14 protein-coding genes are annotated in these 23,235 nt (G+C 41.6%); 12 read left to right on the plus strand and 2 right to left on the minus strand.

Going from position 1 to position 23,235, the window contains the following annotated elements:
* Window positions 1-189: 189 nt before the first annotated feature.
* From B3C94_RS09350 to B3C94_RS09360, 3 genes are read left to right on the plus strand one after another with little or no spacing between them, the layout of a single operon-like run.
* A complete protein-coding gene (locus tag B3C94_RS09350; protein WP_293902490.1) occupies window positions 190-1,461 on the plus strand; it encodes an erythromycin esterase family protein in 1,272 nt (423 codons plus the stop codon).
* Window positions 1,462-1,466: 5 nt separating this feature from the next.
* Entirely contained in the window at window positions 1,467-2,372 is a 906-nt protein-coding gene (locus tag B3C94_RS09355; RefSeq protein WP_293902493.1) for an ABC transporter ATP-binding protein, read from the plus strand.
* Window positions 2,365-3,135 (plus strand): ABC transporter permease, encoded by a 771-nt coding sequence (locus B3C94_RS09360; RefSeq protein ID WP_293902496.1) that lies wholly within the window; start codon window positions 2,365-2,367, stop codon window positions 3,133-3,135. Before B3C94_RS09355 ends, B3C94_RS09360 begins: the two co-directional genes overlap by 8 nt.
* Before the next feature lie 30 nt (window positions 3,136-3,165).
* Here the strand turns inward: B3C94_RS09360 and B3C94_RS09365 are convergent, their stop codons facing one another.
* A complete protein-coding gene (locus B3C94_RS09365; protein WP_293902499.1) occupies window positions 3,166-5,919 on the minus strand; it encodes a substrate-binding domain-containing protein in 2,754 nt (917 codons plus the stop codon).
* A 293-nt stretch (window positions 5,920-6,212) separates the two neighbouring features.
* Here B3C94_RS09365 and B3C94_RS09370 point away from each other — a divergent pair, with 293 nt between their 5' ends.
* Together B3C94_RS09370 and B3C94_RS09375 are read left to right on the plus strand one after the other, a co-directional pair.
* Window positions 6,213-7,535, plus strand: coding sequence for a sugar porter family MFS transporter (locus B3C94_RS09370; RefSeq protein ID WP_293902502.1), 1,323 nt, complete (start codon window positions 6,213-6,215; stop codon window positions 7,533-7,535).
* A 194-nt stretch (window positions 7,536-7,729) separates the two neighbouring features.
* Window positions 7,730-8,677 carry a carbohydrate kinase family protein gene (locus tag B3C94_RS09375; protein WP_293902505.1) on the plus strand — a complete coding sequence of 316 codons (948 nt, stop codon included), beginning with the start codon at window positions 7,730-7,732 and terminating at the stop codon, window positions 8,675-8,677.
* Window positions 8,678-8,824: 147 nt separating this feature from the next.
* Here B3C94_RS09375 and B3C94_RS09380 read toward each other — a convergent pair whose 3' ends face one another.
* Complete coding sequence (locus B3C94_RS09380) at window positions 8,825-9,973, minus strand: alginate lyase family protein (protein WP_293902508.1); 1,149 nt, start codon at window positions 9,971-9,973, stop codon at window positions 8,825-8,827.
* A 152-nt stretch (window positions 9,974-10,125) separates the two neighbouring features.
* Between B3C94_RS09380 and B3C94_RS09385 the strand changes: the two genes are divergently transcribed.
* From B3C94_RS09385 to B3C94_RS09415, 7 genes are all read left to right on the plus strand, one after another.
* The gene (locus B3C94_RS09385) at window positions 10,126-10,725 is read left to right on the plus strand and encodes an RNA polymerase sigma-70 factor (RefSeq protein WP_293902510.1); all 600 of its coding nucleotides are present in this window, start codon (window positions 10,126-10,128) and stop codon (window positions 10,723-10,725) included.
* A 62-nt stretch (window positions 10,726-10,787) separates the two neighbouring features.
* Complete coding sequence (locus tag B3C94_RS09390; RefSeq protein ID WP_293902513.1) at window positions 10,788-12,059, plus strand: FecR family protein; 1,272 nt, start codon at window positions 10,788-10,790, stop codon at window positions 12,057-12,059.
* Window positions 12,060-12,311: 252 nt separating this feature from the next.
* Window positions 12,312-15,815, plus strand: coding sequence for a SusC/RagA family TonB-linked outer membrane protein (locus B3C94_RS09395; protein ID WP_293902516.1), 3,504 nt, complete (start codon window positions 12,312-12,314; stop codon window positions 15,813-15,815).
* 23 nt (window positions 15,816-15,838) lie between these two features.
* On the plus strand, window positions 15,839-17,596 hold the full coding sequence (locus tag B3C94_RS09400) for a RagB/SusD family nutrient uptake outer membrane protein (RefSeq protein WP_293902519.1): 1,758 nt from the start codon (window positions 15,839-15,841) through the stop codon (window positions 17,594-17,596).
* A gap of 75 nt (window positions 17,597-17,671) precedes the next feature.
* Window positions 17,672-20,314, plus strand: a complete 2,643-nt coding sequence (locus tag B3C94_RS09405; RefSeq protein WP_293902522.1) for an alpha-L-fucosidase — start codon at window positions 17,672-17,674, stop codon at window positions 20,312-20,314.
* 59 nt (window positions 20,315-20,373) lie between these two features.
* Window positions 20,374-21,309 carry an SGNH/GDSL hydrolase family protein gene (locus B3C94_RS09410; RefSeq protein ID WP_293902525.1) on the plus strand — a complete coding sequence of 312 codons (936 nt, stop codon included), beginning with the start codon at window positions 20,374-20,376 and terminating at the stop codon, window positions 21,307-21,309.
* 53 nt (window positions 21,310-21,362) lie between these two features.
* Window positions 21,363-23,204 (plus strand): alpha-L-fucosidase, encoded by a 1,842-nt coding sequence (locus tag B3C94_RS09415; RefSeq protein WP_293902528.1) that lies wholly within the window; start codon window positions 21,363-21,365, stop codon window positions 23,202-23,204.
* The last annotated feature ends 31 nt before the right edge of the window (window positions 23,205-23,235 follow it).

The following is a 23,235-nucleotide window of genomic DNA, read 5'->3' on the forward strand; positions in this document are numbered from 1 at the left end:
CAAGCAAGCAAGCAAGCAAGCGGTTAAGTGAATATAACACTTAACCGCTTTTTTTATTGCAGCATAATATTCTTATTTTTTTGTGTAATTTTTATGGAAAAGAAAAAAAATAATCATCTTATATTAAAATAAGCTCTATTTTAGGCTTACTGATTAGATAGTTATTATAAACCCTATAAACTTAGATGCATGAGAAGTGTTTTATGTGCACTTGCAATAACGATTTTACTTATTCTATTGTCTAATAAGCTTGTCTATCAGGATATGCCCTTAACAAACCGTGCGGCATTTTCAACCGAAGTAAATCGCCATAAAAAAGACATCAGAAGTATCTTGATGACTGACAGTAATTTTTTGGATTTAAGTTTTTTTGATACTATTTTAAACGAGAATAGAATTCTCATGCTGGGAGAAATGCTGCATAGCGATGGCGAAACCTTTAAAGCGAAAGCAAGGCTCATACGCTATCTTCATGAATATCTGGGATATGAAGTTGTCTTATACGAGGCAGGACAGTATGATATGTGGATGATGAATGCGCAGTTGGATACCCTGAAGGATAAGGCCTTGGAAAAAAGAATTGGTGGCGTTGGTCTGTTTGACTTTTGGTGGCAAAATCAGGAAAACGAGCGCCTTTTAAGCTATTATAAAAGTACAAAATCGACAGAAAATCCGATTAACCTCGGTGGATTTGATATCCAGTTTTCAGGTAGGGAATTAGCCGGTAAACGAGCTAGATTATTGGAAGATTTCTTACTTAAAAATGGGATCGATTCGACCAAGTATCCATTATTGAAAAAAAATAGCAATAAGCTGGAGTATCTAATTTACGAACGTTTTGCCAGCAAGCATCTCGATGCGAAGCAAAAGAAACAATTTCTAGCAGAATTGGACGGGTTGAGCCGTATGGTCCGGGGGACTAAACCGGACGTGGAACAGCTGATTTATAGCCGATACCTGTCAGACATGAAAAATAACTTTGACAAATCATGGCGCTATAAAACCGGGTCGATGCAGAGCATGCATTTTAGGGATTCCCTGATGGCAGAAAATCTAATCTATCAAATCGATTCCGTCTATGCAGGTAAAAAGATTATTGTCTGGTGTGCCAATATCCATAGTTTTTCTGCTCCATACAACAGGGAATATCTTCCTCTCGGTGCTTATATAAAAAGGAGATATGGGAATCAAGCTTACAGTCTAGATTTTACTTCCTATGGACGATATAATAAAACTGGTCGAGTTGTCGATCGCGTGGGTAAAATGGCGGTAGAAAATTTATTTCATGCTACCAAATCGCCTTATTTCTTTTTAGATCTTCGGCAACTGCCCAACAATAGTATTTTCAAACAGAATTTTAGTTCAGTCATCAATCAGGGAATTGATGAAAATAGAAAATGGTACGAATTTATCGACGGCATTTTCTATATCGATATTAATAAAGATCCAATTTACCGCTAACAAAAATGGAAAGTATCCGCACAAATCAACTTAGTTTTAAAATAGGCTCGAAAACAATCTTGGATAACATCAGTCTGCAGGTTCCGGACAAAGGTGTTTATGGCTATCTCGGGCGAAATGGGGCTGGGAAATCGACAACGATCAAACTACTTTTAGGCCTTTTGGAGGACCAGACAGATGCGATTTTTATTCAGGGAAATAGTCTTAAGTCCAATCGCACACGTATCTATGCAAATGTTGGAAACCTGATCGAATCGCCTTGTTATTATACGAAACTGACCGTTTTTGAAAATTTAAAGTACTTGGATATCATCCATAACAAAGGTAATAAACGCATTGATGAAGTGCTGGAGATGGTGGATCTTCATCGGGAGAAAAAGAAAAAAACAAGTGCTTTGTCCATGGGGATGAAACAACGGTTGGGGATTGCAATGGCGATTTTTCATGATCCGCAATTGCTTATCCTGGACGAACCATTAAATGGTCTCGATCCACAGGGAATTGTCGAAATGCGCAAGTTGTTCTGTCTCCTTAATGAACAGGGAAAAACCATCTTTCTTTCGAGCCATATTTTGAGTGAGCTTGAAAAAATAGCGACGGATATTGGCATTATAGAAGGCGGAAAAATGATTTTTCAGGGAACTAAAGATGAGCTGCTGGGACAAGTTAATCGGGAAGTGTTCCTACGGACATCCAATCCTGCTGCCACAGTTTCAGTTCTGCGAAAGGGAGGTTTTTCTCCTGTTAATATCGATGGCGGAAATGTTGTCGTCACTATCGGCGATGATCGGCACTTCGATTTTATGATCAAATCTTTGGTTGAACAGCAGATTGGTATTTATGGGCTGGAATCCCGCAGTGCAGACCTCGAACAGATTTTTATTAACTTAATCGCTCGCGCAAATGGCTAACACATTTTATACTGCTTTTTTGTCTGAAAAGTACAAACTTCTTCGTAATAGGGAAATTTTTGGAGTCCTTATCGCACCTATGCTGCTCATTTTTGCGATAAGCGCTTATATTATCTATGATATTGTCAATTCGGGTGGTGCCAGTGCTATTCCCAATCCTTGGAAAGTCTTATTGGGTCGATATGTATTTCAATTTTTTTATTTACTCTATCCCATTCTTGTCGCGTTGTTTGTATATGCCTGCTGTGATGTGGAGTATAAGAATAACAATTATAAAATACTTTTTACTCTACCCATCAGTAAATCGAATATTTTCTTTTCCAAAGCGTTCTTTATTTTACTAACATTACTTTTCTCAATTCTCTTTGCTTACCTCGCATTTTTGATCAGCGGCTATTTGCTAAGTCTGATTTACCCTGAACTTGGTTTTCAGAATTATGACTATAGGCAGGTGATTTTTTGTACTTTTCTGAAGCTTTTTATCACCCTATCAGCTATTGCGATGATCCAGCTGGCTTTGAGTTTGTTATTTCGAAGTTTTATTTACCCTATCGGGGTAGGCATGTTTATGCTGGTGTTTTCAGTACTGGTGGCGCAAAAAAGCTTTTCGGATTTTATACCCTATACAGGAGCCTATAACGCGGTCATGAACATCATGTCCGAAAATGACTCATTTGCGCGGCTCGATTACTGCAATATGTTGATGATTGTGTTATTTCTATTGATCAGTTTTTACCTATTTAAGCGGAAGGGACAGTTTTAATTTTTTCATTTGTGTATGACCACTAGTCGGCTATTTTTTGTCAAGTTCTTTTTTAAAGGCGCTTGGTGAGTGCCCATATTTCTTTTTAAAGGCCGAAGCGAAATAGGAGGCGGATGAAAAGCCGACATTGCTAAATATTTCGTTGATGGTTAGACCTTCGGCTATCAGACTTTTGGCTTTCTTTAACCTGCGTTCGACAATATATTCATTGACACTGCAGTCGAGCAGTTGTTTCACTTTACGATAGAGCTGAACGCGTGAGAGATTGAGTTCGCCTGCAATACCGTCGACGCTCAATCGCTGGTCCGAGAGCTTGGATTCGACAATAGCGGAAAGATTGTTAAGGAATCTTCTGTCGCTATCGTTGACCTGTTCAGCTTGAGCACTTTCAAACTGTTCGACATTGCTGCTGTATTTTTCTTTAAGCTGATGGCGCGATTGAAGGATATTCGAAATACGTATCCGCAGTAATTCGGCATTGAATGGTTTGGTAATATAGTCATCGGCCATTAATCTGCTCCCCTCGATCATGGTCTCTTCATTGGCGAGCGCACTCAGTAAGATGACGGGAATATGTGCGGTCTGATAAAATGCTTTGATATCTTTTAAAATATCCAGTCCGCTTCCATCAGGAAGCATAATATCGGTGATCACGAGATCCGGAAAATGTGTCTTCATCATGCTATTGGCTTGTTGGGCATCTTTTGCCAAAAACAGGTTGTAATCCTGTTCCAGTAGCGAACGAAGATAGTCCCTGATTTCATCATTATCTTCCACGACCATAATACTCTTCGATTTGTTGGATCGAAAAGAAAGATTGTTGTCAACCAGTTTTCGTGTTGTATCCAATACATCTTGTTGCTGAAACAGTGGTTTTTCTCCGCTGTCGAAACCAGTCAGTTCAGCAGGTTCATAATGACCATTCCCAATAGGCATGCGGAGGGTGAAGATTGATCCATGGCCGGGCTTGCTGCTCACGGTGATCTGGCCATGATGCAGTTCGACGATCTGTTTGCTGTATGCGAGGCCGATACCCGAGCCATTTCGACTGCTGGCTCCTTGATAAAAGGGATCAAAAATATGCTCAATATCAGCTGGAGCAATTCCGAGCCCATTATCCAATACGCGTAGATAAAAATAGTCCTTGAAATTGTTTTCTTCCAGTATAATTTCAATTCTGCCGCTTGCTGCGGTATGTTTGATCGCATTGGACAATAAGTTGGATAAGACCTGTTCCATGAGGTATTCGTCCATCCAAATCTCTTTCAAACTTGTTTTGTTGACATAACTGACCGAGATTCTGTTTTTCTTAAATAAGGGTTTGAAACTACCTATTACCTGCTGGATGAATGGATCGATATAAACGATAGATGCATGTAACCTAATTTTCGATTTACTGATTCGGTGGATATCAATCAGGTCGCTGACCAAACGCTGTAGTTTTTTTGCATTCCGTTTGATGCGTGATAACTGTTCCCTGATCTCTTCTGTCAGATCTTTTCGTAATTCAAGGTCCTCGATAGGTGCTATGATAAGGGTCAGTGGGGTTTTAAATTCATGAGAGATGTTGGTGAAGAAATTATTCTTGATTTCTGCTGCTTGCTGAATCTGACTGTTCATCTCGACGATCTGTTTTTGCTGTGCAAGGATTTCACTATTTTGGATTTCCAGGTGTTTATTTTTCTCCCAATTACTTCTGATCACGATAATAGAAATTCCACCAAATACAACAGCTAGCACCAAGCTAACGACCAATACATTAAGAACGGACTTTTGGCTTTGGTAAATCTTATTCTGTTCCGTAATGAACTCCTGTCTTTTGTCAATATCGAGCTGCTGTTGTTTTATTTTATCCGACTGCAGGGCAAGCAACTCCGCGTTGGTTTTATCGATGACAGAGGTTGCGAGTATATTTTCGCGGCGGTAGTTTTGGTGGTTAATGATTGCAAGTGCTGTTCGAATGGCTTCGGTTCCACCAGTAGGATACAGTATAGACGCAAACATTTTGCCCTGTATGATCTGTTCAAGGCCATTTCCGGGACCAGGAAGAGCATCAACACCAATTATCTTAATGTCCTTTTTGATCTGGGCCTCGTCCAATGCTTTTTTTACCCCCATGGCCATCTGATCATTGAATGTAAAGATGATATCACTCTGGCTCATGACGTTTATATGCTTACGCATTTCCAGATAGGATTTATTTTTCTCCCAGCCGCCGTGAATGACGCCGCTCACCCTAATCATTGTGGTATCTCCAATTTGCTGCATAAAGCCTTTTTCACGCTCTATTGAAGCCGAGGCGCCCGATAGCCCTGTGACTAATCCGACCGAACCCTTTCCTTGTAAAATCGTGCGGCTATATTGACCGGCCAGTTTCCCGATAGCAAGATTGTCTGCCCCCACATAGGCATTGTATTGGCCCGAAGACGTCTTACGGTCAGTTACGATGACGGGTATATTGCGTTGAAATACAGAATCTACTATAGGGGTAAGGGGCTCGGCCTCATTTGGGGATACAATCAGAAGATCGATATCCTGTTTGACTAATTCCCGAATTTGATTGATCTGCACATTATTGTCGCCATGAGCGTCGCGATAAAGAAATTCAATATCGGGATTGAAGGAAAGTTCCCTTTTCATTTCTTCGAACATGGTTTGTCGCCAGGCATCATTTCCGATACACTGTGAAAAAGCAATAACCCGCTTTTTCTTCTGGACCATTGGTTGACATCCACAAAAAAGAAGCAGGATCAATATGCCACCATAAATGAAATATTTTCCCATGATTTTTTCCCCTTAAGTATCCGAATATACATCATTTAGTTTTTTTTGGGTAACACAGTCTTTGTTAGTGTATTATTCACACTAAAAAGCGAGCCTTTAAAAATGTATCATTTTCTAAATTTTCTGTTAAAAAAGTGAAAGTTTTAAAAAAGTAACTCCGATGTAATTGTCACATTTTTAGTATTTTAATGTTTTTGAAAAAATGTTACATAAATAAATGTTTTTGCAAAGTCCAAATTTAAGTTAAGGTGAAACGAAGGTTAAATTTGGATTAATCAATTATAGATCATCACATGAACAAAAACACAGTATTAGCTTGGTCCTTTGTAGTGGCTTTAGGCGGATTTTTATTTGGATTTGATACAGCGGTTATTTCAGGGGCAGAAAAGGCGGTTCAGGAGCATTGGCATTTAAGTGAGTTTCAGCATGGGTTGACGATGGCTATCGCTTTGATCGGAACAGTTGTTGGAGCGGCACTGGGTGCACTGCCGTCAGATAAGTTGGGCCGTAAAAATACCTTATTTGCTGTTGCAGCCCTTTACTTTATTTCAGCAATTGGTAGTGCACTGGCGAATGACTGGACGATATTTATTTTATTCCGCTTTTTGGGTGGTATAGGTGTTGGTGTCTCTTCGGTAACTGCACCAATCTATATATCGGAAATTTCTCCGGCGGCATCGCGGGGAAAATTGGTCGGACTTTTCCAGTTCAACGTTGTATTGGGGATCTTGATTGCCTATCTGTCCAATTACTTTATCGGTCAGATAGGAGAAGAGTCCTGGCGCTGGATGTTAGGCGTACAGTGTTTTCCGTCCCTGTTATTCTTCTGTTTGATCTTTCTCATTCCGGAAAGTCCGAGATGGTTGCTCCTGCACAGAGGTAATTTAGCCGAGGCAACACGGATTATGAAAAAAATTAATTCCGACGGTTACGAGCTGGAGATTTCAAAAATTCAGGAGTCTAAAAACAATTCCACTGGAGAAGGCAAGCTCTTCGTTCGCGAAAATGCCAAACCTATTTTATTGGCTTTTTGTTTTGCGCTGTTCAATCAGGTTTCAGGCATCAACGCCATTATATATTATGCACCTCGTGTATTTGAAATGGCTGGCTTGGGCTCGCAGAGCTCATTGCTTTCAACGGTTGGTATAGGGGTCGTTAATTTTGTTTTTACGTTGCTGGCGATCAATTTCATCGATAAGGTAGGCCGAAGAAAATTAATGTTGGTGGGTTCGATCGGGCTGATTGTTTCATTGGCGCTGGTTTCCCATGCTTTTTACACCAGTCAGACAACAGGTTTTGCGATCACCATCTATCTCATGAGTTTTATTGCCTTTTTTGCCTTCTCGCAAGGTGCAGTAATCTGGGTGTTTATTTCGGAGATCTTTCCGAATGACGTACGTGCCAAAGGACAGACATTCGGCAGCTTGACACATTGGGTGATGGCGGCAATTATTACCTTTTGTTTTCCTGCATTGACGGAAATGCTAGGCGGCGGCGGTACATTCTTGATTTTTGCACTATTTATGGTTTTACAGCTTATTTATGTACTGAAGTTTATGCCAGAGACAAAAGGGAAGTCGCTGGAAGATCTTGGGCATACCATCAATTTGCATTAGTCTTTAGCTAGACTACGCTAATAGACGTCGGAGTAGCCATGATGCGACTGGCGCCTGTCTAAAGTTATTTAATCAATGACAATGTGATAGCATGTTGTGTGTATTGTCAACATTGAATTTAAAGGGAAATAAAATAATCAATTCGTTACATGGCTTTTGGCGCTCGGCCGAAGCTTTGTGAAAAAAGAAGAAATATGAAAAACGGAGAAAAATCAATACAGGGTATTTGTTTTGGCGAGGTTCTTTGGGACAATCTTCCTACAGGTAAAAAATTAGGCGGTGCACCTTTGAATGTGGCTTATCACCTCAATAAACTGGGGGTTACTACGCGTATGCTAACACGTATAGGGCGTGATGAAAATGTTTATGAACTACGTAAGGTATGTGAGGATCTGGGTATCCCGACCGATTTCTTCCAGTACGATGAGTTGTTGCCGACCTCAACCGTAGAGGTTTCGATCGATGCCAAACGTGACGTGCATTACGATATCGTTTATCCGGTTGCTTGGGATAGAATAGCGGTGGAAAATGTTGTTCTGGATGCCGTTGCAACGGTGGACTTTTTGGTCTATGGCAGTCTGGCCTGTCGGGATGAAGTAAGCTTTCAAAGCTTACTGTTATTGCTTGAAAAGGCCCGCTTTCGGGTGATGGATGTCAACCTGCGTACACCTTATTTTGGTCCGGAAAAAATACATACACTGTTGGCATATGCTGATTTTGTGAAAATGAATGCCGAGGAGCTGCATGTTATTTCCGAATGGAATGGCGCTACGGAAGCCTATACCGATCAACAGCGTGTAGACTTGATCATGGCGCGTTTTGCAATTCAGGAGGCAATTGTAACCTATGGTGCAGATGGAGCGGTGTATCATTATAAAAAAGATAATATCAGTTATCATTTCCCGGCTTTGAAAGTTCAGGTAGAAGATACCATCGGAAGCGGTGATTCGTTTTTGGCGGCTTTCCTCACCAAAAGGTTTCAGATGCAGGAGGGTGTTCAGCTGGAGGAAGTACTGGAATTTGCGGCGACCTTAAGTGGGTTTGTGACACAGAGCCGGGGGGCTTGTCCTGAATATAACGATGAGGTCATCAATCGATTTCAATGGTTGCATCCGATCTTCCGTGGAGGTCAGCAACAGTAGATAAACTGCTTCCTGAGGAAGCAGTTTATCTAAGAACAGAATCAAATCCAGTAATTTAGAATTTTAGAGGTTCTAAGTTGATAAGATTTGAATAGACGGCAAGCTGTATTTTCAACTAGGCGTTGAAAGATCGCTTGATGGTGTAGACTATTCTATATTATCAGTTTGATTTAAATGTACAGGCATTAACGTAGGAAAAGTCCATGCAAAATGATTTTTTCTGTAGGCAATAGGGCGATACCTCGGAAGGTAAGAATCAAATTGGTGAGTTTTATAAATATCTTTCATGGCCTCCAATAGATTGGACGGCCAGACACCGGCGTCCAGGTTCAGCATATCGACATCAGGATGGTGAAACCAGGGCCATTCTGTGGGATGTTGATTGTAATAGTAGAGGTAATCTATGGCCTTTCTAACGGATTTCCCATCTTTTGAGACCATAAACAGATTTTCTCCCGTTGCATTGTATATGCACCACATGGAAGCTGTCAGTGGAGCCAGCGAGAAGTACGTATACCATAAACCTTTCTCTTCCCGTTTTACTTCTTCAATAAGATGACCATCCACTGCGATCTTTTCAAAAAGATCAGCCTTGATTAAAGCTATTGTAAAAGAAAGCTCTTTTTGGTCATCGAGAAAGTTTGCTGAAAGCAAATTTGCGAACCTCGACCAGTCTGCAAGATTATTGGCCCGTTCGCGTAAGAAATGAGTCGCTTTTTGATAGACGTTGATCGTCCAGTTTTTAAACTGATTAAGATCGTTCTCTGCCCAGAACGGATCGTTTTTAAGAAGTTCAGCCGCAATCATTAATCCGACACCTGCATAAGAAAGAACAACTGGCCCGTCAAACTGGGAATATTTTTTATTGATGGTGGCCCAAGCATTCATGAAGTATAGGGCTTTTTGTACATATTTCTTTTCCCCGTTCAACGTATAGGCGAGGGCCGTGCAATAAGCGGCAAAAGCGTCTGCATGGAGTTGTTTTGCCATTGCACGTTGGCCTTCTTTATCGCTATAGAAGCCAGGGACGCTAAAATCTTCGACAGCATGATGTTCAGTCAACAGGATCGAATCTGCCAGAGTAGTCAATTGCTTATAAGCGGTATATACCGGCTGGGACTTTTTGCTGATCTGTGATTTTACAAAGTTGATCTGTGAAGTTGGGTGCATAAGGGATTGAGCGAGACTAAAAGAAGGATTTGCGATAAAATGCACAATCAGCAATGTGAACCCTATTTTTGAAAATTTGGGCATTGAACGGTTGAGAACCGAAAAAAAATATAGTAAGTTTTGCATGGTTTTAAATGGATTTGTGTGTGTTGATGTTTTGCTATGGGGGGCTAGCTACTGCAAATTAAGAAAAAAATAGCATAAGTTAACTGACATAGAGAAATTTGATTTGAATTATTGGAGCGAAGTAATTAACTTCATGGCTAGAATAATCAATTATGGACATCGATCAAAATCTGCCTGAGAAAGAACTCTTGTGCTTACTCCATCATGGGGATATGCAGGCGTTTGATATTTTGTACCATCGCTATAGCCAAATTATTTACGCCAATATTCTTAAGTTTCTGAAAGATGAAACCACTGCCGAAGACTTACTTCAGGACGTTTTTCTGCGTATCTGGGAAAATAGATCGAAAATAGATCCCGAGCAATCTTTCGCCGCGTTTCTGTTCACCTGCTCACGAAATATTACTTTTAATTTCAAGCGGCGTCTGAAATTAGAGATGGAGTCAGAGATTCATCTCGCTTATGGACAATCGGAATCCGAAAATACCATTGATAAAGTGCTGGATTCGAAAGAAGCCATGATCTTAGTAGAGGACTTGTTGAGCAAATTACCCAAACAGCGGCAAAAGATATTTAGGCTGTCGAAGCTGGAAGGCAAAAGCTATCAGGAGATCGCAGAAGAAATGGGCATTTCTATTGCTACTGTACGTGACCATATTGTCAAGGCGAATAAATTTATACGAAATGGCGCATTGCAGGATAGTGGCTTTTCGTCATTGTTATTGGCATTGCTTCTCTATTCGACTAAATAAAAAAAAATTCTGGAGCAGACCTTTATTTCACGCTGTGTGTATTTACTTTAAAATACAGTTCAGTGGAGACCAATAAATCTAAAATAGACCAATTACTTCAAAAATATAAAGAAGGGAACTGTTCGCTCGAGGAGATCGAATGGCTACAGCATGCGCTTTCTACTACTGGCACCAGTGATCAGGATGCTATCGATCGGGCTATAATCGCTAGTTTACTACAACCTTCGTCTGTAAGTAAAATGAACGAATCGAGATTGAAAATAATGCTCGAAACCATCAAAAAACAAATCCAGCAAGGAAAAGAAGGTAACGATAACTTATTGGAAAAAGGAGCGGAAGATAATACGCCGATCCCGAAGAAAACCATTCTCTCAATACGATGGCCCTATTGGGCTGCTGCGGCTTGTCTATTGCTCTTTGTTTTTTCAATGGTATTTTGGCAGCAGCAGACGAGCCTTGTCCAGGGGGACAGGAACCTGGTTGGACTGAATGATACAAAGGGCGATGCTGTAAAGCCTGGCGGAACCAGTGCCACGCTTCGCTTGGCAGATGGTACACTTTTGGAACTCGATAAGCAGGCGTCGGGTATTGTGATGGGGGAAAGTATTACCTATCAAAATGGACAATCTATTGCTGATGGTTTAGGTAAACAAAGCCTGAAAGTGGATCCAAGTAAGGTTACGTTGGAGTTGACCACACCGCTTGGGGGGATGTATCAAATTACTTTACCTGACGGCACAAAAGTATGGCTTAATGCTGCCTCTTCTCTAAAATATCCGATGAGCTTTGCCAAAAATGAACGAAAAGTTATCCTGTTGGGAGAGGCCTTTTTCGAGGTGAGCAAAGATAGCTCCAGACCTTTCAAAGTGCTCAGTAAAGGACAGAAAATTGAGGTGCTTGGGACAGCATTCAATGTGAATGCTTATCCGGAAAATACGGCGATTAAGACGACCTTAATCACAGGGAAGGTCAAATTATCAAACGATAATCACGCTTCACAGGCAATATACCTTCGACCTGGTCAGCAATCGATTAATACCAATAAAGGAAATATACAAGTTGCAAATGTAGATACAGAGCCGTTCACGGCCTGGAAAGATGGCTTGTTTTATTTTGACGAAACACCGGTGTCGGATGCACTGCAGCAGATTGGTCGCTGGTATAATGTAGAAGTGAGGTATAAGGGCGAAGCGGCACAAACACATTTCTATGGTCGTATCAAACGAAACAAGCCACTCCGTGAAGTCCTCGATGTATTGGAAGAAGGTGGTCTTCGTTTTGAATTAAGCAAGGACCAGGGAAATACCATTTTATTCGTAATACCACAAAAATAATAATAACCCTAAAAAATGATGAAAAGAGACCTGATTATAGATTCTACTTAAGCTGGATAGCGGGTATAGGTAAGACAAAGAAGGCAGTGCTGGGGGGCACTGCCTCGAATTGGCTGCATATACTTACAAGTGTTGCCCGAGGGCAAATTTTTGATAACCATTTATAAATAATACAAACCGTACAAACATATGATTTTTTATCCATTTGTTAGGCTACACCCGTGGAGTTTAACTTTACGAAGTATACTGATTATGAAATTGATCGTACTCATTTCCTTACTGACAGCGATGCAGCTGTTTGCAGAAGGAAATGCACAGACCATAAATCTAACCGCAAAGCATGTGACTTTAAACGAAGTCATGCGTGATCTCCAAAAACAGACAGGGATCAATTTTTTCTTAAATGGGAAGTCGTTGGCGCAGACTCGTTTGTCTGTCAACATACAACATGCCAAATTGGAAGCAGCATTAGATGCAATTGTCGCACCGTTGGATCTGGACTGGGTAAAAAAAGATGAAGTGATTGTGATAAAACCCAAAAGAAATCTGCTAAATTCTGATCGTAAAGAAGAACTGCAGCGGAGTATCGGCGGCAAGGTCGTCAATGGCAAAGGACAGGCCCTTGTAGGAACAACCATTACAGTGAAAGGAACAAACATTTCCACGGTTACGGATCAAGATGGAAGGTTTACGATTCAGTTGCCTGCTTCGAAAGGTACCTTGGTATTTTCGAATGTAGGCTATCAAAGTTTAGAAAAAAGTATCACTGGCAACGCAGAATTGAACATTGTGCTTCAAGAGGTGGTAAGTGGTCTGGATGAGGTGGTTGTTGTGGGCTATGGTAGCCAGAAACGAGCCAATGTGATAGGTGCCGTATCAACGGTGAGCGGAAGCTCATTGGAAAATCGGTCCACCTCTACGTTAACATCTTCTTTAGCAGGGCTTGCAGCAGGAGTTAATGTGCAGACCTCAACGGGAAAACCGGGGGCCGATGGCGCTAATATCCTTATCCGTGGAAAGGGAACCTTGAACAATACGTCACCTTTAGTCGTCATCGATGGTATCGTAGGATCTATGGATGCAGTAAATCCCAATGATGTGGAATCAATTTCTATTCTAAAAGATGCTGCAACAGCAGCAATTTATGGCTCTTTAGGCTCCAATGGTGTTATTCTAATTACAACTAAAAAGGGCGCCAAAGGGAAAAATAATGTCTCCTATACCGGAATGGTCTCTATGCTTCGACCTAATAATGTGCCCGAATTTATTACTGATTATGCGCAGCATATGCGCCTAGTCAATGAAGGTTTTAAAAATTTGGGACGGGCAGCTGTGTATACAGATGCGACAATCAATCTTTGGGAAGAAGCAAAGAAAAATCCAACAGGGCTAACCGAATTTGGTATTCCAAATGAGGTCGCTTATCCAAATACCAATTGGGGCGATGTACTTTTTGGACAACGGAAGCTTTTACAAAATCACAATCTGTCCTTAAATGGTGGCAACGACAATACGCAATACCTCTTTTCAGTAGGATATTTCAACAATCCAGGTACGATGCCTGAAACTGGAGCGGATAAGATACGTATGCGTATCAATTTGCAATCGAAAGTTGCTAAGTTTTTGACTGTAGGAACGCAGACCTTTGGCGATCTGCAAAACTTGAGTGTAGCCGATGTTGCTACAGCATATTCCTACCAAACTCAAACTGTACCTGGTGTTTATCCTTATTATAATGGAGCTTATGGTTTTCCAGCTGCTGCCGAAGAGTCCGCTACAGCAAATAATGCATTGGCTTTTCTCCATGGGATGGGCGGGAAGAATCAAGTCAATCGATTCAATACGACAATTTTTGCGAAATTAAATCTGATGAAGGGCCTGGAGTTTGAATCAAAGATAAATTACAATTATGCCTATACCGAGACCAATTCCCATCAGGTGCCTTATGAAAAATGGAATTTCGCAACGAACAAATTGAGCACAGCAGCACTGTCTTCGGGGCAAATAACAACCCAATATGGATTGACAAAGAGCTACAATGTGATCATTGATAACGTATTGCGCTACTCAGGTTCTTTTGGTAAACATGATGTGGGCGGAATTTTAGGTTATAATGAGCAATATTTCAACCAATATAATATTGGTGCGGCCAAACTTGGCCTTGTGCATCCCGATTTAACAACGTTTAACTCGGCGACGACGATGAGTTCCATTACGGGTGATGAGCTTGATTATGGACTGCGTTCCTTTTTCGGAAGAGCTAATTACGCCTACGCGAATAAATATTTGGCTGAAGCAGTTGTACGTTACGATGGATCATCGCGGTTTGGCACCGCCAAACGCTGGGGCTTCTTTCCCGCATTCTCCGCAGGATGGCGTATTTCGGAGGAATCATTTATGACGTCACTTAAATCTTTTCTGAATGACTTGCGGATAAGAGCTTCCTGGGGGAAAACAGGAAATAACGCCTCTCCGGGTAATTACGACCATCTTCCTGCGTATGGTACTGTCAATTACTCGTTCAATAATCAGGCTGTTCGTGGTTTAGCACAAACTAAATTGGGCAACGATCTGCTGCACTGGGAAACCACCACCACCACAAATGTGGGCTTTACAGCTACAGCCTGGAAAAATAAATTGACAGTCGAATTTGACGCCTATAGAGCTTATACGGATGGTATCCTTTACGTTCCGACGATTCCAGCGACAACAGGAACCGCTACCGCGGCGACGATGAATATCGCCGAAGTCAGTAAACGTGGACTTGAACTGACCTTGGGGTATCAAGATAAGATCAATGAATTTAAATTCGGCATATCAGCCAATTTTGCCTACAATACCAATCGGGTAGAGAAATATAAGGGTGCACTATCAGAAGGCTATGTAACGGATGCTGCTGGTAATCGTGTTTATCAGTCGAATATTGGTATGGTGTCTAATGGTGTCAACCAGCGGATTATCGAAGGGCACGAAATCAATGAATTCTATTTGTATAATGTGTATAAGGGGGCGGGAAATCACTTTTTAGCTGATGGTTCTGTTGATAAAAACGGTGGGCCGCGGGATGGTATGATCCGTACAGAACAGGATATGGACTGGCTGAAAGCAATGGTAGCCGCAGGTTATTCATTCCAGCCTGCCGACGGCATAGACCCTACCAAGATCTGGTATGGTGATTTGATTTATTCGGATATGAATGGCGATGGTATTTATGGGAATGTGTATGACCAAAGATTTATGGGTAAGAGAGAAACACCCGCTTTTAATTATGGGCTTAGTGTCAACATGGCTTATAAAGGGTTCGATGCCTCTATGATCTGGTCTGCGTCTTCAGGAATGTCTTATTATTGGAATGAACTTTATCTCAATTCATCCATCGTCGCGCAAGGTAAATCTGTTCCGGCTTTGGTAGCCAACAATCATTATTACTATAATGCAGCGAATCCCGCAGATCCCAATAATCGGACCGATGGGTATTATCCCCGTTTAAAAGCTGAGACAGATGCGCAGAATGGTCGGACAAGCGATTACTATTTGTATAACGCTTCTTTCGTGAAATTGCGTAATCTCCAACTTGGTTATACATTTCCAGAAAGCTTGGCCAGCCGACTCTCAATGGCTAAACTACGTATTTATTTGGCGGGCGAAAATCTGCTGACCTGGACGCAATATCCGGGGCTAGATCCAGAAATTGGAACAACCGCCAATTATCCAACCATGCGCCAATATTCACTTGGTCTAAATCTTACTTTTTAATCCGAATGATAAGAATGAAAAAGATGAAAAAAATTATAGCGCTAGTGTTGCTAACTAGTATAATGGGGTGTAAAAAAGATCTTTTAGATACCTCGCCGTATTCATCGGTCTCCACGGCAACGATGTGGACAACCGATAATTTAACCGACTTGGGCGTTGCGGGAATCTATAGCTCATTTAGGCTCCTGATGGGGCATAGTGGACTGATCTCACCTTACGAGCTCTATCAATTTGACCGTTTCTCATATACAGGACAGGCGCGTTTTGATGAACCCTTACTGACGGGAACAATTACCGCAGGAGATCCCTTATTTTTGAATGTTTGGAAGATTCAATACGAAGGAATTCAGCGTGCAAATGATGCGCTAAAGAATATTCCGGTAAAATCTCCTTCAACAGCGGAAAAGAAAGCCAAATATATTGCTGAAGCTAAATTCTTACGCGCTTATTTTTACTTTAGACTTAACCAACTCTACAAGGGAGTGCCGATTTATCTTGAGCCTTTTACGGCGGCGGAGGCTATTAAAGGACGTAATTCGGAAGAGGAAGTCTGGAATCAAATATTAGCTGACCTGAACGATTGTATTGCCGAAACCAATTTCCCAGATCGTTACCCCGCAGGTAATGCAAATTATGGGCATGCAACCAAAGCGGCGGCTTATGCCTTACGGGGTAAAATTTATCTCTATCGAAAGGAATGGGCAAAAGCGGCGACTGATTTTCAGAAAGTAAAAGATGCTGGTCACACACTCTTTGGCGATTATAAAGCACTGTTTAAAGAAGCTAATGAGCAGTGTCCAGAAATGATTTTTTCTATTCAGCATCGGAGTGAGTCGGGATATGGAAATAACATGCAATTGTTTTGTGGCTGGCCCTCGGTGTATTCGCGAGGCTGGAATTACTATATGCCTTCACCTCATTTGGTAGATCTCTATGAAAATAGTGATGGATCCAAATTCGAGTGGGATAAAATAATTCCAGGATATGCAGACTTAACTGAAAATGAAAGAGAGGTATTTTTTCTACGGAACAACCTAACGGAAGCGGAGAAGGCAGCGGCGGCATTAAGGGGAGCAAAAATGAGCCTTTATCTGCCGCAAGGTAATGAGGAGCGCATCAAAAAAGCCTATGAAAATCGTGATCCACGTTTACAGGCAAATATTGTGACACCCTATTCCACTTTTAGAGGAGCGTATAATTTTACGAATGTGGAAAGTCTTCAGTTTATGCGCTGGCCATTTCGGGGGCAGGCACAGGTAGATGGCGATATTCAGAGTGATACGCAGATTAATTTCTTCTATTTCTATCGAAAATTTGTCGCCGAAGGAGTCAATGAGATTGTGGATCGCAATTATGGGCCTATCGATTTTCCGATTTTCCGTTATGCTGATGTCTTATTGATGTGGGCCGAAGCATTGAATGAAGATGGTAAATTGAATGAGGCCATTGCTAAAGTCAACGAAGTACGACAAAGGGCAGGTGTTGCACTGTTAAATTCAAATGCAGCAACCACTGTTGGCGGAAAGGAAGATTTACGTACACGCATTCGGAATGAACGTCGTGTGGAGTTCCCGAATGAGGGGATTAATTACTTTGACGAGTTACGATGGGGAACCTGGAAAGAGACGGTATTTCAAGCAGGCAATGGACGTAAGCAAGTCTGGGGAACAAATGTTGGAAACTATAGCTATAAAGGTGATTTCTTAACGGTATGGCCTATTCCGACTTCAGAAATACAGATGAATGTGAATCTGGTGCAAAACCCTGGGTGGATAGATTAGTTTTTCATTTTTTAATTAAAGCCGAGGGGGATATAGACCGCATTCCCCTCGGCCGACTGTAACATAAACTTAAAGATGATAGTTTTCAGATATCGCTTATATATCATTTATTTTTTGATTTTTTTTTATCCCTTTTATCTCCGTGCTGATACAACTGATTTTGTAAACAACGGATTTGATTTAGCGGAGCAACAGTATGCTTTACTGTATCAAGCGCATAAGGATCTAACAAAGTATCCGCGATCTGCAGATCCCAGTGGAAAAACAACGTTTACCGATATCCGAGATTGGACTGGTGGCTTTTGGCCGGGCTGTCTTTGGTATGTTTTTGAGTATACGGGGGATGATCAATGGCGTGATGCGGCATTAAAATGGACGAATTCCTTACGTCAAAATCAATTTAATACACATCACCATGATATTGGTTTTGTCATGAATTGCAGTTATGGCAATGCTTATCGATTGACTGGTGATACGGCTTTCAAATCGATCTTGATCCAGAGTGCCAAATCTTTATTGACCCGTTTCAATGCAAAGGTTGGAGCGATCAAGTCTTGGGATACATTTTCCTCTTGGGACGGTAAGCATACATATGAATTCCCTGTCATTATCGACAATATGATGAATTTGGAGCTTCTTTTTTTGGCTTCCAAATTATCCGGTGATTCTGTCTATCGGAATGCCGCTATTCGACATGCAGAAACAACGTTAAAAAATCAATACCGATCAGATTACAGTTCTTATCATGTGGTTACCTATGACCCCAAAACAGGTGCTGTATTGAGCAGGGAGACTGCACAGGGTTTTTCGGACAATTCCGCTTGGGCTAGAGGGCAAGCTTGGGGATTGTATGGATTTGTTGTGATGTACCGCGAAACGAAGGATCCTAAGTTTTTACAGGCTGCACTAAAAATGGCGGACTTTTATGCACGACATCCGCGCTTGCCTGAAGATGGGGTTCCCTTGTGGGACTTTGATGTCGATCAAGCGGGATTTATTCCAAACTGGGACTACCGAAAAGAAGATTTTAGGACTGTTCCGCGTGATGCATCCGCTGCTGCTGTCACGGCATCGGCACTTTTAGAACTGGTTGAATATATGGAGCCGGGACAAGAGCAGGATTATTTGGATCTGGCTGAAAAGATTTTGCGATCATTAGGCTCGCCAAAGTACGCAAGTGAAGTTGGAGGAAATGGTCTGTTTATCTTAAAACATAGTGTGGGTAGTATTCCACATAAAGGAGAAATTGATGTGCCTTTGGTGTATGCAGACTATTATTATTTAGAAGCCTTAACGCGCTGGAACAAGCGAAGACATCGACTTGCGCAGCTGATGAAGGAATGGCAGGATATGAATAGACAGAAGGAACAGGCACTCAAAGATTTTCAACAACAAAAATTTGGCCTGTTTATCCACTGGGGACTGTATGCAATCCCTGCAGGTATATGGAACGGACAGAAAATAGAAGATCTAGGAAGTCCTAGTGTCGCCGAATGGATTCAATTGGTCGCAAAAATCCCGCGATCCACCTATGCCAAATTAGCAGACCAATTTTCGCCAGAATCTTTTGATGCCGATAACATTGTTAAAATGGCCAAGGATGCAGGAATGAAATATCTTGTTGTGACGAGTAAGCATCACGATGGATTTGCGTTATATGATTCAAAGGTCAGTTCATTCAATAGCATACAGGCTACGCCCTTTAAACGCGATATCATTCAGGAACTTTATGATGCCTGTCTTCGGCATAAACTCGATTTTGGCGTCTATTATTCACAGAATATTGATTGGAGGGATGGTAGCGACGCACAATATAGGGTAACGAAGGCACGGCATGATCTTGCCTATACCAAAACTGACGCTTTCGGTGCCAATCTTTGGGATCCCAGTGAAAATTCTTTTCCTTCGTATCTCAACGAAAAAGCAATTCCCCAAGTAAAGGAAATTTTGACGCGATTCAAACAGCTGAAATATATCTGGTTTGATATGCCGGGACTGATGACTGCGGAACAAAGTTTTCGGTTTTATAAAACAGTTTATGATTGCAATCCACATGTTATTGTCTCCGAACGGATTGGTAATGGTATGGGCGATTATTCCATTCCTGGAGATAATCGGATTCCAGATCCTTCGGAACATTTTAACCAACCTTGGGAGGCTATCGGGACATTCAATCATTCCTGGGGCTATAAATCCTACGATCATGATTGGAAAAATGTAGACGAATTGCGCTATTGGCTTTTGGAGATTGTCAGTAAAGGTGGCAATTATATGCTCAATATTGGACCCGATGCAGAAGGGAATATAGCTGCGCCGGTAAAAAATAATCTTGCTATATTAGGGAAATGGTTGCAACTTAATGGTGAAGCGATTTATGGGACATCCCCATGGATCACTGCGCATGAGGGACCTACAGTTATTCGGATAACGGATACCGAGCAACGGGAGAGAGAAGGATTTAGGGCATCTTTTACGGCTTCTGATTTTTGGTTTACCCAAAAAAATGATTTTATATATGTCATGGCTCTGGTGTTGCCGAAGAATGGGGTTGTCAATATACACGCCCTGAACCAAAATAAAGCGAAAGTGAAATCAGTGGAAATCTTAGGGTTTGGTCAGGTCCATTTCGAGCAGGATGACCGTGGATTGCAGTTGAAATTACCCAAGAAGATGCAGAATAGCAGTCTGGGTTACGCGCTCAAAATAAAACTAGGCTAATTCGAATATTGGCCGAATCAATTATAACGATGTTGAATCTATTATTAACTACAAAAAAAATGCGCGTTTTATCGCTGCTCTTCTGCTTAAGCTTATGGTATGTGCAAGCTGTTGGACAAAAACAGGACAATCAGTTTCCTTGGAATGAAGGAAAGAAAGTTCTTTTTTTAGGAAATAGCATTACCTATGCAGGGCAATATGTCGCCATGACCGAAAGTTTATTCCTGAGCAGTCATCCGAAAAAGAAACCTCAATTTATTAACTCGGGGCTACCAAGTGAGACCGTATCTGGACTTAGTGAGCCGAATCATGCTGAGGGAAAATTTCCACGCCCCTGTCTATTTGATCGACTGGACAATGTGCTTGATAAAATCAAACCTGAGGTGGTTTTCGTCTGTTATGGCATGAACGACGGAATCTATCTGCCTTTTGATTCCACGCGCTTTGAAGCCTACAAAAATGGAATTATACGCCTGCAAAAAAGACTTGCAAATCAGGGGGTCAAACGTATCATATGGATGACTCCTCCCGTTCAAGATGATTTGAAACTCCGGCTCAATGGATATAATAAGGTATTGGATCGCTATGCCGAATGGCTGATTAATTATGGTCAAAAACAATCCGGGGAAATCATTGACCTCCATTTTCCCATGCGTCGATATTTGGAGTCCGGTATCGAGAAAGATACTCAATTTAGGCTAGCGGCAGATGGTGTTCATCCCGGCGATTTGGGCCACTGGCTCATGGCTAGGGAAATTGTTAAGCATCTGATGCCAGACTTTTCAATTGAAAGCACCTGGGAAGACAATTTGCGCGATAAACCCAAACTCCGCCAGTTATATGCGCTTGTTTTAAAAAGGCAGACGATCATGAAAGACGCTTGGCTGACTTTTACAGGCCATAAACGACCCGGATTAGCCAAGGGCATTCCATTGGAGGATGCACTAAAGTCTTATGATGTCATGCAGGAGGAAATAAACAAACTGGGTTTCTGATGACCTGTGTTTAATCATTATTGCCAATGAACTTTTATGTATAAATCTATATCATGATGAAAATCAATTTTTTTAAGTGGAAATGTGCAGCAGCAGTGGGAATGTTGCTGTGTATGACCAATGCAGCTATTTCACAGACCAAGTCGCCACCTTATGAAGGAGTGGCTGGCTGGCAGGAGACACAAGATAAACGGATGGAATGGTTTAAGGAAGCCCGATTTGGACTCTTTATCCACTGGGGGCTTTACAGTGCTGCCGGAGGTTCTTTTGAAGGAAAACAATATCCACAGCATTATGCTGAATGGATTCAGACCTGGGGAAAGATTCCCAGCCAGAAATACGCAGAGGTCTTGAAACCTAAATTTACATTACGCTCTTTCGATCCGAAGTCCTGGGCGCAGCTCGCTAAAAAAACTGGAATGAAGTATATGGTATTGACCTCCCGCCACCACGAAGGCTTTAGCTTATTTAATAGCCAGCAACCCTATGCGCTGGAAAATGAGGTAACGGGTACGGCAAATTTATCGCCAAAAGGTCGGGATCTTTACCACGAAATTATGGATGCTTTCCGTCAGGAGGGAATGAAAGTAGGCGCTTATTATTCGCTTCTGGATTGGCAACATCCCGATTCTTATGAAGCCTTTCAGTTGAATCCGAATGTGGATAATTACCAGCCAGATCATGAACGCTATAAAGCCTATCTCTATGGCCAAATTAAAGAACTTGCACAAAATTACGGGCGGCTAGACATGTTGTGGCCAGATTTTAGTAGCAAACAGCACGAGGGCGAAGCATGGGGAACCAAACATATTTTGACAGATCTGATCAAATGGCAACCGAATATCATTATCAATAATCGATTCTGGAATGGACTCGAAAATAAGAATGGTGATATCGGAACGCCAGAGAAATATATTCCACCGACAGGTTTGCCAGGTATGTACTGGGAGGTAAGCCATACCATGAATGAAAGTTATGGCTATAGTGCTCATGATCAAAATTGGAAAAGCTTTCCCAAGATCATGCAATTATTTGTGGAAACGGTGAGTAAAGGGGGTAATTTCTTGTTAAATGTCGGGCCCGATGGAGATGGAGCTATTCCTGAACCCGCGGTGCGGATTATGGAGCAAATCGGGGAATGGATGAAGGTCAATGGCGAATCTATTTACGGTACCACCGCGAGCCCTTTTCAAGCCTTGGATTGGGGGTATTGTACCCAAAAAAATGGGAAGCTGTATCTGCATGTTTTTGATCGTCCGGCCGATGGAAAAATAAATCTGCCCATCAAAAATAAAGTGACGGCTGTCTACGCCCTAGCTTCACCTAAAATGAGGTTAAAATCCAATTTAGAAAACGGAAGACCAACAATTCCTGTCGATATCTTCGACAGGAAGAAAGGACCGAAGGTTATTGTGGTCGAAATCCAGGGAAAACCAATTGTTGAGGAAAGCCTGACCCAGACACAGGCAGATGGACGTATCGTGATGAACGCAAATAATGCAAAATTACAGGAAGGAAAGGGATTAAAAATTATTGGCGCGCATACCCATGATCCAAATCGCCCGAATGCCATAGGTCAGTGGAAAGACCTTGCGGATAAAGTTTTTTGGGATATCAAAATTCAAAAACCGGGTAAGTATCGTGTGCTCGTCAATTATTTAGCGAATAGCAAGCAGCATGGAAAAATTGTGCTCTCGATGCTCGGTCAGCAGCTTCCATGGACGTTTGTAGCTGAAAAAGAAGCTAAATTTAAGGAAGTGGCTATGGGGACCATTGAGGTATCCCAGCAAGTAATTGGTGAGCCCAGTACGAAGGTGATTTTGCAGGCTACAGCCATCGAAGGCGATACTTTGCCTGAGATTGCTTCGATCACTTTGGTTCCGATTCAAGAATAAACTATCTTTAAGAAAACCCGAACAAATTATC

The sequence above is a fragment of the Sphingobacterium sp. UBA5670 genome, from assembly GCF_002420705.1.
Classification (GTDB): Bacteria; Bacteroidota; Bacteroidia; order Sphingobacteriales; family Sphingobacteriaceae; genus Sphingobacterium.

Excerpts from the sequence above, each read along its gene's own strand:
- B3C94_RS09360 (WP_293902496.1), top strand. The coding sequence starts at position 2,365 with ATGGCTAACACATTTTATACTGCTTTTTTGTCTGAAAAGTACAAACTT.
- B3C94_RS09385 (WP_293902510.1), top strand. The coding sequence starts at position 10,126 with ATGGACATCGATCAAAATCTGCCTGAGAAAGAACTCTTGTGCTTACTC.
- B3C94_RS09350 (WP_293902490.1), top strand. The coding sequence starts at position 190 with ATGAGAAGTGTTTTATGTGCACTTGCAATAACGATTTTACTTATTCTA.
- B3C94_RS09400 (WP_293902519.1), top strand. The coding sequence starts at position 15,839 with ATGAAAAAAATTATAGCGCTAGTGTTGCTAACTAGTATAATGGGGTGT.
- B3C94_RS09355 (WP_293902493.1), top strand. The coding sequence starts at position 1,467 with ATGGAAAGTATCCGCACAAATCAACTTAGTTTTAAAATAGGCTCGAAA.
- B3C94_RS09365 (WP_293902499.1), bottom strand. The coding sequence starts at position 5,919 with ATGGGAAAATATTTCATTTATGGTGGCATATTGATCCTGCTTCTTTTT.
- B3C94_RS09410 (WP_293902525.1), top strand. The coding sequence starts at position 20,374 with ATGCGCGTTTTATCGCTGCTCTTCTGCTTAAGCTTATGGTATGTGCAA.
- B3C94_RS09370 (WP_293902502.1), top strand. The coding sequence starts at position 6,213 with ATGAACAAAAACACAGTATTAGCTTGGTCCTTTGTAGTGGCTTTAGGC.
- B3C94_RS09380 (WP_293902508.1), bottom strand. The coding sequence starts at position 9,973 with ATGCAAAACTTACTATATTTTTTTTCGGTTCTCAACCGTTCAATGCCC.
- B3C94_RS09375 (WP_293902505.1), top strand. The coding sequence starts at position 7,730 with ATGAAAAACGGAGAAAAATCAATACAGGGTATTTGTTTTGGCGAGGTT.
- B3C94_RS09415 (WP_293902528.1), top strand. The coding sequence starts at position 21,363 with ATGATGAAAATCAATTTTTTTAAGTGGAAATGTGCAGCAGCAGTGGGA.
- B3C94_RS09405 (WP_293902522.1), top strand. The coding sequence starts at position 17,672 with ATGATAGTTTTCAGATATCGCTTATATATCATTTATTTTTTGATTTTT.
- B3C94_RS09395 (WP_293902516.1), top strand. The coding sequence starts at position 12,312 with ATGAAATTGATCGTACTCATTTCCTTACTGACAGCGATGCAGCTGTTT.